The sequence below is a fragment of the Kibdelosporangium philippinense genome (genome assembly GCF_021390435.2).
Taxonomy (GTDB): domain Bacteria; phylum Actinomycetota; class Actinomycetes; order Mycobacteriales; family Pseudonocardiaceae; genus Kibdelosporangium; species Kibdelosporangium philippinense.
This window is the reverse complement of sequence record NZ_JAJVCN010000001.1, coordinates 3,209,939-3,222,765: the sequence shown is the minus strand read 5'-3', so window position 1 is coordinate 3,222,765 and position 12,827 is coordinate 3,209,939. Positions and strand designations below refer to the sequence as shown.

15 protein-coding genes and 1 pseudogene are annotated in these 12,827 nt (G+C 64.6%); 7 read left to right on the top strand and 9 right to left on the bottom strand.

Annotation, left to right across the window (positions count from 1 at the left end; translation table 11 throughout):
* The first annotated feature begins 41 nt into the window (after positions 1–41).
* From LWC34_RS14855 to LWC34_RS14845, 3 genes are all read left to right on the top strand, one after another.
* Entirely contained in the window at positions 42–842 is an 801-nt protein-coding gene (locus LWC34_RS14855) for a DUF3097 domain-containing protein (RefSeq protein WP_233725645.1), read from the top strand.
* Positions 843–884: 42 nt separating this feature from the next.
* Positions 885–1,319 (top strand): NfeD family protein, encoded by a 435-nt coding sequence (locus LWC34_RS14850; protein ID WP_233725644.1) that lies wholly within the window; start codon positions 885–887, stop codon positions 1,317–1,319.
* 88 nt (positions 1,320–1,407) lie between these two features.
* Positions 1,408–2,631: an SPFH domain-containing protein gene (locus LWC34_RS14845; RefSeq protein WP_233725643.1), complete on the top strand. Its 1,224-nt coding sequence runs from the start codon at positions 1,408–1,410 to the stop codon at positions 2,629–2,631.
* Here LWC34_RS14845 and LWC34_RS14840 read toward each other — a convergent pair.
* Genes LWC34_RS14840 through LWC34_RS14820 form a run of 5 tightly spaced genes read right to left on the bottom strand, consistent with a single transcriptional unit; the run spans position 2,608 to position 6,323 of the window.
* Entirely contained in the window at positions 2,608–3,129 is a 522-nt protein-coding gene (locus LWC34_RS14840; RefSeq protein WP_233725642.1) for a CGNR zinc finger domain-containing protein, read from the bottom strand. The two genes, LWC34_RS14845 and LWC34_RS14840, sit on opposite strands and share 24 nt — an antisense overlap.
* Positions 3,130–3,154: 25 nt before the next feature.
* Complete coding sequence (locus tag LWC34_RS14835) at positions 3,155–3,652, bottom strand: GNAT family N-acetyltransferase (protein WP_233725641.1); 498 nt, start codon at positions 3,650–3,652, stop codon at positions 3,155–3,157.
* A gap of 5 nt (positions 3,653–3,657) precedes the next feature.
* Positions 3,658–3,987 carry an STAS domain-containing protein gene (locus LWC34_RS14830; protein ID WP_233725640.1) on the bottom strand — a complete coding sequence of 110 codons (330 nt, stop codon included), beginning with the start codon at positions 3,985–3,987 and terminating at the stop codon, positions 3,658–3,660.
* Between the two features lie 16 nt (positions 3,988–4,003).
* Entirely contained in the window at positions 4,004–4,990 is a 987-nt protein-coding gene (locus LWC34_RS14825) for a zinc-binding dehydrogenase (protein WP_233725639.1), read from the bottom strand.
* A gap of 34 nt (positions 4,991–5,024) precedes the next feature.
* Positions 5,025–6,323 (bottom strand): M14 family zinc carboxypeptidase, encoded by a 1,299-nt coding sequence (locus LWC34_RS14820; RefSeq protein WP_233725638.1) that lies wholly within the window; start codon positions 6,321–6,323, stop codon positions 5,025–5,027.
* A 148-nt stretch (positions 6,324–6,471) separates the two neighbouring features.
* Between LWC34_RS14820 and LWC34_RS14815 the strand changes: the two genes are divergently transcribed.
* Complete coding sequence (locus LWC34_RS14815) at positions 6,472–7,005, top strand: DUF4232 domain-containing protein (protein ID WP_233725637.1); 534 nt, start codon at positions 6,472–6,474, stop codon at positions 7,003–7,005.
* Positions 7,006–7,368: 363 nt separating this feature from the next.
* On the opposite strand, the gene LWC34_RS14810 is transcribed toward LWC34_RS14815, so the two are convergent.
* The 3 genes from LWC34_RS14810 to LWC34_RS14800 form a co-directional block, all read right to left on the bottom strand.
* Positions 7,369–8,226 carry an SDR family oxidoreductase gene (locus LWC34_RS14810; RefSeq protein WP_233725636.1) on the bottom strand — a complete coding sequence of 286 codons (858 nt, stop codon included), beginning with the start codon at positions 8,224–8,226 and terminating at the stop codon, positions 7,369–7,371.
* A gap of 26 nt (positions 8,227–8,252) precedes the next feature.
* Complete coding sequence (locus LWC34_RS14805) at positions 8,253–9,143, bottom strand: hypothetical protein (protein ID WP_233725635.1); 891 nt, start codon at positions 9,141–9,143, stop codon at positions 8,253–8,255.
* Between the two features lie 73 nt (positions 9,144–9,216).
* Positions 9,217–9,459, bottom strand: a complete 243-nt coding sequence (locus LWC34_RS14800) for a hypothetical protein (RefSeq protein ID WP_233725634.1) — start codon at positions 9,457–9,459, stop codon at positions 9,217–9,219.
* 84 nt (positions 9,460–9,543) lie between these two features.
* Here LWC34_RS14800 and LWC34_RS14795 point away from each other — a divergent pair, with 84 nt between their 5' ends.
* A complete protein-coding gene (locus LWC34_RS14795; protein ID WP_233725633.1) occupies positions 9,544–10,161 on the top strand; it encodes a TetR/AcrR family transcriptional regulator in 618 nt (205 codons plus the stop codon).
* A gap of 400 nt (positions 10,162–10,561) precedes the next feature.
* On the opposite strand, the gene LWC34_RS14790 is transcribed toward LWC34_RS14795, so the two are convergent.
* A complete protein-coding gene (locus LWC34_RS14790) occupies positions 10,562–11,488 on the bottom strand; it encodes a helix-turn-helix transcriptional regulator (RefSeq protein WP_233725632.1) in 927 nt (308 codons plus the stop codon).
* 183 nt (positions 11,489–11,671) lie between these two features.
* On the opposite strand from LWC34_RS14790, the pseudogene LWC34_RS58810 reads away from it, so the two are divergent.
* Positions 11,672–12,045 (top strand): annotated as a pseudogene (locus LWC34_RS58810) (DUF6924 domain-containing protein).
* A gap of 82 nt (positions 12,046–12,127) precedes the next feature.
* Positions 12,128–12,532: a hypothetical protein gene (locus LWC34_RS14785; RefSeq protein WP_233725631.1), complete on the top strand. Its 405-nt coding sequence runs from the start codon at positions 12,128–12,130 to the stop codon at positions 12,530–12,532.
* Positions 12,533–12,827 lie beyond the last annotated feature (295 nt).

Here is a 12,827-nt window from a genome sequence, read left to right as displayed (position 1 = left end):
AGCCGCCTGTTCTTTCATGGGAGGTGGGTAGTGTTCCTTTCGTGCGATCTCAGGATTATGGCGATATTCTCTCCGGCAAACCCAAACGGCGGATTCCTGAACTGCCTGCTGAGCCGGGGCTGGTGGTTGAGGATCCGGCCAGCGGGTTTTGCGGCGCTGTGGTCAGGATCGAGTATGGCAATGTCGTTCTGGAGGACCGGCATGGCCGCCACCGCGTGTTCCCTATGCAGCCCGCCGGGTTCCTGCTCGACGGCGCCCCGGTCACCTTGGTTAAACCCGCCGCCGCTGCCAAGAAACCCATGATGTCCGCGTCCGGGTCGGTCAAAGTCGAGGGCGTCAAGGCCCGCACCGCGCGCGCCAGCCGCATCTGGGTCGAAGGGATCCATGACGCCGAATTGGTCGAACGCGTGTGGGGACATGACCTGCGCGTCGAAGGCATCGTCGTGCAACCCCTTGACGGCATCGATGAGCTGCAGGAACACATTCGCGACTTCGCGCCAGGGCCCGAACGCCGCCTCGGGGTGCTGGTCGACCACCTCGTCAAGGGCAGCAAGGAATCGCGAATCGTCGACGCGGTCACCGACCCCAACGTCATGATCACTGGCCACCCTTACGTCGACATCTGGCAAGCGGTCAAACCCGCCGCCTTGGGCATCGAGGCGTGGCCGGTGATCCCGCGCGGCACGCCGTGGAAGGAAGGCGTCTGCGCACAGCTCGGGTGGGGCGAACCCGCCGAGGGGTGGCGGCACATCCTTCGTCACGTGCGCGGATTCCGCGACCTGGAGACCCCGTTGATCGGGTCGGTCGAACGGCTCATCGACTTCGTGGGTCACTTCGGGTGACAACACCATCGAAATGACCCCATTCTCTGCCAGGATGTGACCATGGCGGCCTGGCTGGTGTGGTTGATCGCAGGTTTCATCCTGATCTCGGCCGAGGTGCTCTCCGGAGACCTGTGGCTGTTGATGATCGGACTCGGCGCACTCGGTGGCGCGGGCGCGGCCGCGCTCGGCGGCAACCTCGTGATCAGCGCGATCGTGTTCGCCATCGCCACGATCGCGCTCGTCGGCGGCCTGCGCCCGATGCTGAAACGCAAAATGCTCGCCGGCGGCGACCACAAAACCAACACACAGGCACTCATCGGCGCCCGCGCGCTGACCGTGACCAAGGTCGACGAACACCAAGGCCAGGTCAAGATCGGCGGCGAGATCTGGTCCGCCCGCGCACACAACGCCGACGACATCATCGCCGAACCCGGCACACCGGTCGTCGTGGTCGAGATCTCCGGCGCCACCGCCATCGTCGCGCCCGAACCGTGACCCGAAACGCGCGCCAAGGACCGGCGCGATCAGCCGGCAGCGAGTAGAACGAACTCAAGTAGCGCGCGAAAGGTGTGGAGGTACAGCTTTGGACGCCGTCGCGATCATCATCGTCGCGGTCATCGTGATCTTCGTACTGACCATCGTGGTCAAATCGATCCTGGTCATCCCGCAGGCACAGTCCGCGGTCATCGAACGACTCGGCAAGTTCACCAAGGTCGCCGAACCGGGACTGAACTTCCTCGCCCCGTTCGTCGACCGGGTCCGCGCCCGCATCGACCTGCGTGAACAAGTCGTGTCCTTCCCGCCGCAACCGGTGATCACCCAGGACAACCTGACCGTGTCCATCGACACCGTCGTGTACTTCCAGGTCACCGACTCCCGCGCGGCGGTCTACGAGATCTCCAACTACATCGTCGGTGTGGAACAGCTGGCCACCACAACCCTGCGTAACCTCGTCGGCGGCATGAGCCTGGAAGACACGCTGACCTCCCGTGACGAGATCAACAACCAGCTACGCGGCGTGCTGGACGAAGCCACCGGCCGCTGGGGTATCCGTGTCGCGAGGGTCGAGCTCAAAGCGATCGACCCACCACCCTCGATCCAGGACTCGATGGAAAAGCAGATGCGCGCCGACCGGGAGAAGCGCGCCATGATCCTCACCGCCGAAGGCCAGCGCGAAGCCGCGATCAAAACAGCCGAAGGCCAGAAACAATCCCAGATCCTCTCGGCCGAAGGCGCGAAGCAAGCAGCGATCCTCGCTGCGGAAGCCGAACGCCAATCCCGAATCCTGCGCGCCCAAGGCGAACGAGCCGCCCGCTACCTGCAAGCCCAAGGCCAAGCCAAAGCGATCGAGAAAGTCTTCACCGCGATCAAAGCGGGCAAACCCACCCCGGAAGTGCTGGCCTACCAGTACCTGCAGACCCTGCCGCAGATGGCACAGGGCGACGCGAACAAGGTCTGGATGATCCCGACCGACTTCGGCAAAGCCCTCGAGGGATTCGCCAAAATGCTCGGCGCCCCCGGCGACGACGGCGTGTTCCGCTACGAACCACCCGTCGAAGACGTCCCCTTGTCCCGGCCAGAACAGGACGACGAGGAAATCAAGGACTGGTTCGACACCGCACCCGACCCGCACGTCGCCGAAGCCGTGCGCGCTGCGGAAGCCGTGGCCCGCAAGGAAGTTCCCAGCCCACTGCAGGTCCGGCCCACCCCAGCAGGCCGCCAGCCACTGAACCCACCCCAGCCACCCGGACCCGGCGTGGACCTGGCCGACTCACCAGAACTGTCAGACGACCCGCGCAACCCGTGACCGATGATCGGCCACATGCACACGCGTAGCGCAACGGGTTGAGCAAAACCTGCGACGCCCGTTGCGCGAAGTGTCCACGTACACCACCTCACACCCATCGTTGTCACACCGCCCCAACCGCGCCGGATCCAGGCACAGCACATGCGCCACGCCCGCCGCGGTGAACGCCTTCACCCGCGTGACGATGTCGTCGCGCTCGTGCGCGTAATGGATATGCGGGTCCCGCCCGTCATGCCGCGAGATGTACGGCCTGCTCGCCGAATCCGCCAGCAGGCCGTTCACGCTATCCACCAGGCGATCCAGATCCCGCTCACCGAACACAGGGGAGAGGCGCCGCGCCCACACCAGGATCTGCCCGGCCGACTCCGCCGTGATCGGCTCCGCGCTACGGTGAAACTGCGGCACCAACCCGCTCACGCCCCGCGCGTCACCCGAATCGAGGTTGACCAGCGCCGCGGCCAGCTCAGCAGCAGGACCGCCGTAAGGGTTGAAATGCATTAAGTCATTACAGTACGCGGATGACCTACACCTCATCGAACGGCGCCGCGTACCGGAACGTCCCCTGAATCTTGTCCTTATACGCCGACAACCGGCGCACCTGAAAATGCTGCAACCAATCCGGATCCGGCGGCAACACGTGCATCATCGCCCCCAACTCGAACCCGAACCGCTCATAAAACCGCGGATCACCCAGCAACCCCACCAACGGCTCACCCAACGCATCCGCCGCACCCAACACCGTATGCATCAACGCACTGCCCAAACCCTGACCATGGAAACGCGGAAGCACACCAATCGGACCCAACGCCAACACCGGCCGATCATCCACATGCGCCCGCGTCACCACCACATGCCCCGCGACCTCAACCCCGAACCGCACCACGAACGACAACTCATCAATCCACGCGTCACTGGCCCGCAACGCATCCAGCAGCGACGCCTCCAACTCCTGCCCAAACGCCTCCACGTGCACCGCACGCGCCAACGCCACATCACCCGGCTGCTCCCGGCACACCCACATGACGCTCAGACCCGAGCCTCATCGAGCGAGGCGAACAACCGCAACGTCTGCGCCAACCCCGTCAACGTAAACACCCGCAGGATCGTCGGGTTGGTCACGATCCGCACATCACCCCGCTGATGCGCCCGCACCAACACCGACAACCCCGCCGAGCTCAAAAACGTCACCCCAGACAAATCCACCACCAACACACCATCCGACGGCAACGCCTGCTCCACACTCACCTGCAACTGCGGCGCCGTCACCGTGTCGATCTCACCTCGCACCGACAACACCGGACCCGACGGGCCCTCATCCACACCGATCGACAACGACTGGAACTCGGCCGAAGACATGCCGGCCATCATCGCATCACGCCACCAAAACCACCTTGCCCACCGTGCCGCGTGTCTCCAACGCCCGATGCGCCGCCGCCGCGTCCGCCAACGGGAAACTCTGCGTCAACGGCACCAACTCCTTCGCAGCCAACGCCGCAAGCGCCGCAGACTCCAAATCACGCAACCCACCCGGCCGCCGCAACATCCGCGGACCGATCGCCGCAGTCGCGGACAAACTCCGCGCCCACAAATCCCCAGCCGACAACTCCAACGGCTCACCCGAGGAATACCCGTACATCACCACACGCCCACCCACCCCCAGCAACTCGAACGCCGCGCGCCCCGGCGCACCACCCACACCATCGAAGTACACCGACACCTCACGACCACCCAACGCCGCACGAACCCGCGACGGCCAATCCGCCACCCGATAATCCAGCACCACATCCGCGCCCAAACCCCGCACCAACTCAACCTTGCGCGACCCACCAGCCAACGCCACCACGAACGCGCCCACATTCTTGGCCGCCTGCACCAACAACGCACCCATCCCACCCGCGGCCGCGGGCACCAACACCACATCATCGGCCGTCACACCCGCCGACTCCAACACCGCCAACGTCGTACGCCCCGTGCCGATCATCGCCACCGCCTCAGCGAAATCCACACCCACCGGCAACTCGTGCAACGACTCCACCCGCGCCACCGCCAACTCCGCATACCCACCACTGGCCTGCCCCAGATGCGCCACCACACGCTTACCCAGCCACGCCTGATCCACCTGCGCACCCACCGCGTCCACCACACCCGCCACCTCACGGCCCGGCGTCATCGGCAACTGCGGCAACCCGAACGGCCCACCACCCTCACCACTGCGAATCGACGTGTCCACCAGATGCACACCCGACACCGCAACCCGAACACGCACCTGACCCCGGTCAGGGACCGGGGCAGGCACCTCCTCAAACCGCAACACCTCAGCCGGGCCGAACTCGTACTGCCGAATCGCACGTGAAGTCATACGACCCAGCCTGCAACCTCAACCGAAGTCGAGGTCAACTGGCGTACGGCGCCTTCGCGGCCTTCGCCGCCTCCACGAACGCACCCTTGTTACGCGGCCAGAACAAACTGTCGATACACGAGAACTGCGGGAAGAACCCGCCACAGTTGCCGCTACCGGAACCAAGCTCGAACGTGAAACTCGCGATCCCCAAGTTGCCGTAGGTGAAATCGTCCGTCGTCCCGGTCGTGTCACCCTCGGCCACCACCCGATAGCCGTTGAACGCGGCCATCTTGGCACCCAACCGGTCCAACCCAGCCTTGTTCGGGTTCGCGTTCCACGTCCACCCCCACGGCGGCATGATCAAGTTGCCGTAGCTGTGCACCGTGATCATCACACCCTTGGTCGTCACTGGCGCCGGATCCGTGTCACCAGGACCACGCTGGTCGGGGAACAACTGCCGGAACCACGCCTCAAGCGCCTTCGTCTCCGGCTCGGAACCAGCCGACGTGCCCTGATACGTCTCATCACACCGGCTCGTCCCCGCACCGCCCCACTTGAACGTCGAATTCCGGTTCAAATCCACCCCACCGGTCGGCGACGCACACCCCGTCGGGTTGTTGGCGTTCTTGCGCTGCATCCGCGGCGAATTCCCACCCGAAGCCACAATGTCCACACCATCAGGGTTGGCCACCGGCACAACCCACAACTCCGTCGTGTCCATAATGGACGTCACCTCGGCATCCGACCCATACCCCTTGGTCAGATGATCGATCCACCGGAACGCCAACTCACTCGTCGCCAACTCCCGCGCATGGATCTGCGCGATCATCGCGAACCGCGGCTTCGCCGAATTCGGGTTCAGCGCACAATCCCCAGCCTGCTTCTTGGTGATACAGATCGCTCGGATGTCATGCCCACCACGACCCTGGGTCTTCAACCACGAATCACCGATGTCATAGAGCTGCGTCAACGCCGGAAACGCCGACGCCACCGCCGACAACCGCGTCGAGTTCTCCGCGGGCGTGCGATAGCCGCCGTAAAACGACTGAACCCCCACATCCATCACACGGGGGAGCACCGGCTTGTACACGGTGTCTTGCTTCACCGGCCGCAAACCCATACCAGTCAACCGATCGGCGACCCGCTGATCACCAACGACCTGCAACGCGCCACCCTCACCGTGCTCCACATCAAACCCGGCGGCCTTCAGCACCCGCTCGCTCGCATCCGGCACCTGCCAGTAATACGGCGTCGCATCCGGCTGAGCCGCCAACGGAGCATTCGACGGCGTATTGACCAGCACCAACGGCACCGCCAACGCCGCAGCCAGCAATCCGACCCGGAACTTCATCGACACACCTCCACATGGGGCCGACGGTCAGTGCAGGGACGAACAGGACCGCCGCGCCGAACGCGAGTATGAGGTGACATGCATGTGATTAGAACCTACGAACGGTGGTCACATGTAAACGGAAAGTATCGCCTGAAAGGATGATCATGTGCGTACCGCGATCATCCTGACCCTGCTACTGCTCACCGCCTGCACCGCACCCGAACCCACCCCAACACCACCACAACCCACAACCACATCACAGCCACCACCCACCGGCCTGGTGATCAGACCCGCCTACACCGACGCCGCCATGGGCATCCGCGTACTGGACATCCACCTGACCAACTACGGCCCCGACACCACCCAGATCAACGGCTACCCAGACATCCGCATCCTCGACAAAGACCGCCAACCCATCACCGCCACCATCGGCCACGGCTCAAGCGACATCTCCACCATGGACGCCGCCTTCAACGCCCCACCCCAACCCCTCACCCTCGAACCCGGCCAATCCGCCCGCGTCGGACTGCTGTGGCGCAACCTGGTCACGGAACCCGACCGCACCGCAACCCACGGCGTCTACCTCGACATCGCACCAACACTCGGCGCCACCTACCAAAGAATCGAACCCGACGGCGGCATCGACCTCGGCAACACCACCAAACTAGGCCTCAGTGCATGGACAAAACTGACCCAATGAACTGACAGGGGACAGGGGAGCGGCCAGAGCCCACAAGTGCCGAGAAGCCAGGTCATCCACGGCGATCTTGATCTGGACCGGTCGGCATCCCGACAGCGGAGCGGACATGGTCGACCCTTTCTCCAGAAGACGATCGACGGTGTCGATCTGGGCGGTGAGCAGACCGCGTCGGCGCAGCAGCCGCTGGCGGTGGCCGGCCAGCACCCGAGTCCGCCTGGCCGGGCTCGAACCGCCCGATCGTCAGCAACTCCGCATCACCCACGTGGCCACTGTGCCGTCTCGCCCGACCCGAGAGTCAACATCCCGACCAGCTGTAAACGGCCTTCATCTTGGAGCAGCTGGGTGAAGCTGGAAGTGTTTCGGTCATGCCTGTTGTGGCGTGCGTTCGAGGTCGCGCATGCGGGCGTCGTAGGAGGCGCGGGCCGTCTTGTCGATCGTTTCGATGGTGCGTTTTCGGGTGAGTTTGCCGCGGAGCATGGCTAGTAGGGGTTGTGGGGTGAGAGCGGCGATGGGTTCGTAGGCTTTCATCCAGCCGGGTACGGGGATGATCGCGCGACGGCGTTTGCAGGAGTGCACCACGGCGTTGGCGATGCGGTCCGGGTCAACGGTGGGCACGATGCCGTCGAGGTTGACGCCAGAGGTTAAGTCGGTGCGCACGGCCGAGGGCAGGATGGCGGAGACGGTGACGCCGGTGCCGTTGAGTTCGTCGCGGATCGACTCGGACAGTCCGACGGCGGCGAACTTGCTCGCGCAGTAGGTGACGGCGCCGGCGCCGGGGAGTCGGCCGAAGTACGAGGCGATGTTGACGACGTGGCCCTCGCCGCGCTCGATCATGTCGGGCAGCACCAGCTTCAGGCCCCACAGCAGGCCGAGCACGTTGATGTCGAGGATGGCCTCGGTGGTGGCGTCGGTCTCGTCGACCAGTGGCCCGAGGGGCATGATGCCGGCGTTGTTGACCAGCACGTCGATCGGTCCGGCGGCCCGTTCGATGCCGCTCAAGAAGTCCGCGAAGGACTTCTTGGACCGCACGTCCAGCGCGAAGCCCTCGCCGCCGAACTCGGTGGCGGCTTTGGCGGCGGCTTCGCCGTCGAGGTCGCCGATGAACACCACGGCGCCCTCGACGGTGAATGCTTTGGCGGTCTCCAGCCCGATCCCGCGGGCGCCACCGGTGATGGCGACGACGGCGCCGTCGAGGTCGATCGGCTTGTTTCTGCGCTTCATGACGCTGTCTCTTTTCGAGCGAGTGGTCAGACCGAGGCGGGATGCCGGGCGGCGTTGGCAGCGGGCTGGCCGGCCTGCTGCGGGGGAAGGCCCCACTGGCGGTAGACGTGCCAGGCCACACCGGTCCCGGTGCGGAAGACGCCGAAGTAGGCCAGCGCCAAGGTGATCGGCACGCCGATCCACCAGCCGACGAAGTGGATGATCACGCTCGCGGTGATCGCGGTGATCAGACCAACCACCCAGGTCCCGACGAAGTACCAGCCGATCAGGGCGCCGACGCTGCGCTCGCGGTCGAGCTGGCCGGCCGCGACGGCCGTGCGCTGTCCATCCCGCAGCCACGACACGGTCATCCACAGCACCAGCGGGAGCAGGATGACGGTCATTACCGCGAGGGTCAGCGCCACCGGGGAAGAGAACCAGTCACCGATGCGGGACAGCGCGTCGGAGAAGGTCGGGCTGGCCGGCCAGGTGGCGAACACCTCGTAGCCCTCGGAGAAGAACCGCTGGTAGCCGCGGCCATCCCAGCCGTGCACCAGCACAAAGAAGAAGCCAGCGTAGGCGAAGACCGACTGCAGATAGCCCAGGTAGGGCTTGCCCCGCTGGACCAGCCACCGGGTGACCGCGAAGCCGAGGATGCCCTGCGTGATGCTGGTGACGCCGAACGCGACCAGCAGCCATACCGGCATATCGCTGAGCACGTGGGCCACTTGCATGGTCTCCCAGTCGGGGAAGGAGAACAGCAACCACAAGCCGCTGGGCGCGAAGGCCACCGCGATGAACAGCAACATGGCCGTCGTGTACTTGCTCGCCCACATGGTGTCCTGGCCGCCGTCACGCCGTTTGGTCAGTTGGTACGTGGCCGCGGTCGCGAGGCCGGAGCCGAAGCCGTATCCCCAGATCACATCTACCTGAACCATCTGCGTGTCCTCTCTGACTCTGCGGTTGGTGGGTCGCACTGGTGCGATGCCCCGGCGTGCGGGGCGGTGGTGTTCAGCCGCGCAGCGCCGAGGCGAAGATGCCGGGCAGGGCTCGCCAGCGGAGGCGCGCGGCGAACGAGCTCAGCCGCCGGCCGGTGGTGGCGCTGCCCGCTCTGGATGTCGTCGAGCCGATGACCGGTGTAGGCGCCCCAGGTCGCGTACAGCGTGAGACAGCCGCCCAAGCGGCCTCTGCGGCGGTGAGCCGCTCGGCGATCTGGCTCGCCACGGTCACGGTGACGCACGACTCGGTGGTCATGTGGCCCCCTCCGGTCGACGAAACGAGACATCGTGTGTATTGACGGAACCATCATTCCGTTCCGGAATCAAGTATCCTGAGGGCGTGAGCAAACCTCTGACCTACGCCGAACGCAAGAAACGGGAACTCCGCGAAGAGATCGTGAACACCGCATTCGACGTCTTCGCCGAGCAGGGCTACCACGAGGCAGGGGTGGCCGACATCGCCGCGCGCGTGGGGATGGGCCACTCGACCTTCTACCGGCACTTCGAGTCCAAGCGGGCGATCCTCGACCAGGTCGTCACCAACGTGATCGAGCGGATCAAAGCCGCCCTCGCCGCCGAGAACGCGCCAGAGGCCGCCACCAGCACCGAGGAATACCGCAAGCAGGCACGGCGGATCGCCATCGCCCTCGACGACATCTTCCGCGACCCCCGCGTGGCGCGCCTGATGCTCATCCAGGCCGGCGCCGTCGACACCGAACTCGAACAGCGGATCTTCGGCGTCTACGAACTCGCTGTCAGGCTCACCACCGGGTACTTCGACAACGGCCGCGACCGCGGCTACCTCCGGGCCGACCTGGACAGCACGGCGACGGCACGAGCCGTTGTCGGCCTGATCATCGGCACCGAAACCCTGCTCATCAACCCAAACCTCGAACCCGCGCAGCGCACCCGCACCCTCGACGCCGCCGTCCGCCTCATGCTGGACGGAATCACCTAGACGAGCTTGTCGCGCAGGAAACGGACCATGATCTCACGGGAGATCTGGAACAGGTGATCCCGCAACAGTCAAAGGGCTGCGCGGGTCAAGGAAAGGCGGAGTGTGCCCGCCTCATACGCTGGGGGCGGGCGCGGTCAGTTCTCACGAACACAAACCTCCCCACCGAACACGGTGCGGTCGGTTCTCGCGGAGAAACGCGGTCACAACAACTGACGAACAAAACCAGGCCAGCAAGGCACGACCGGAACTACGCGGATCGCCACCGTGCAGAATGCCGAACGCAGCGCAACCCACAGTGCACCGGCCCGCAAGTGAATCGCCACCGTCGCAGCGCTCACCTCAACGAAACCGCGTCTAGGTACTGGCACCGCAACCTGAGCCGACACCATCACGGCACCGATTATCGGTACAGCGCCACCAGTTCAGAACCAAGCCGGGCCAACTCAGCCTTCACCGCGTCCGACTCCTCAACCTCCACCAACGCACCCCACCCCGCCAACACCTGCGCGATCATGATCGGCGCCGAAGCGGCCAACCGAAGCCGCACCCGCCCATCGGGCAATTCACCCACAACCTCACAATGCCGCCCGAACTGATCCCGCAACACAAACACATGCCGCGCCTGCGCCACAACAACGGCGAAAACCATCCCACGCCGCCGCTCAACCCGCTCAACCACCTCATCCCACGCCACGGACAAATCGAAATCATCCGGACGATCAGCAGGGGAGTCCGTCACCTCCACATCGGACATCCGATCCAGTCGAAACGTCCGCCGACCCTTGTCCGTCCCCGCGATCAAATACCAAACCTCGTCCTTGTCCACCAAACCAAGCGGATCCACCACCCGCACCACCTGCTTGTAGACAAACCGCACACGAACCCGCCGCACCACCGCCGACTGCAACACCTCAACCGGTCCCTGACGCACCTTCTGCCGCTCACCCCACCGGCTCGAATCAATCACCACCGCGCTCGCCGCCGCCTCCGCGTCAGCCCGGAACGTATCCGGCAACGCCCTCACCAACTTCCGCAACGCCGCCTTCGCCTCCGGCGCGATCGCCGCAGCAGGCCCCACCAGAAGAAACAACGCCTGCGCCTCCACCGCGCTCAACCCACTCAAATCCGTTCGCGCCCCGCCAACCAGCTGCCACCCACCACCACGCCCCGGCTGCGGATACACCGGAATCCCCGCCGTCGACAACGCCTCAAGATCCCGCCGCGCGGTCGCCACCGAGATCTCCAACTCCTCAGCCAACTCCGCCGCGGTCACCCGCCCACGCGCCTGCATCAACAGCAACGTCGCCACAAGCCGATCAGCACGCATAGGGGAGAGTCTCGCAAACAAAGTGCTCAACCGATGAGAACTTTGCACGCACGACCCAGCTTCACCGAAACAACCCCACCGACCGCGGTTCACCGGGAGCACTTCCAAGAATGAGTACAACTCGGCCGAAAAACCTGCACCATTTACTCGGACCGTCAAGCCAGACACGACAAGCGTGTAACGATGTCGCGCATGAAGAACTTGCCACAGTCCGAAGAAACACTATTGATTCGCACCGACTTCTCCGACCAAGAAGGCTGGGAAGCCCTGCGAACGGCCGTCACAACACCTAACGAAGACGATTTCCTGGCGAACGTGCACTTCGTGGACGATTCCGCCTACCGTGACGTCACTCCTGAGCAGCTCGCGACAAACAAGCCATCACGTCGCCCGAACAGCCATTACTGGCAATCTACGGGCGTGACAGCGGAACCGAGCAGCTGCGAGTTATCGCCCACGAGCTGTGGTCGATCGAAAACAACATCACGTGGGCAAACATGGACTGGGCCGATTTCGCCACAGCCGTTGACGACGACGGAATCTTCCGAGGCTTCTGACACGGCAGCCGGGACGCCAGGGGAGCAGACACCGCCCAGACGGGCGACTGAAGCAGGGCCGATCGCGTGCCATGCTGAGCCCGTGATCAACAGGGTCGAAGCTATGCAGGCCGGAGTCGGCATCCTGACCGTCGCCCACGGCGCCATCCGCAGTCCGGACATGACGGACGTCAAAGCGGCGCTGTCGCTTCTCCGGCACGGCGTACTGGATCTGGAGATCGACATCAGCGCGATCCCGCCGGAGCAGAACGAAGCGGTAAGGCAAGTAGCGCACCAAGTAGCCGAGGAATTGAGCCGCCGAGCGCAGTTGATGGTCAACGGCTGTGTGAAGGCGTTCGTGGACGTCGCGATGGCCTACGAACGGGACTGCCCAGACGCGGACATCCCAGCGATTCTGCAGAAGGCGTCCCTCGATCTGGCCGCGGACCAGTCCGGTTCCGGAAGTTCCGGTTCAGACGCCGGGGAAGACCCGTCATCCACATCGTGACCATCGTCCAAGCCCGGCACCCATTACTTGACATAATGTAGATTATCGAACTTAGCGAAGATCGAATATCAGACCGCCGAGAGAGGCTCGTCCGGCGACATTTGGGCAGTTGCGACGGTCCGCGAAGACTCAAACGCTCTGTCGTTGGCTCCTGGCGAACGCGGCACGGGATCAAGCTCGAGCCGAACGCCGCGAGGCACGTCGAGTCGACGGTTCGGGCAACGACAGATGAACCAGGCCGCCGCGGCGACTGACCAAGACCCGAGGTTGACCGCAAGGTAACTCCTGGCGAACT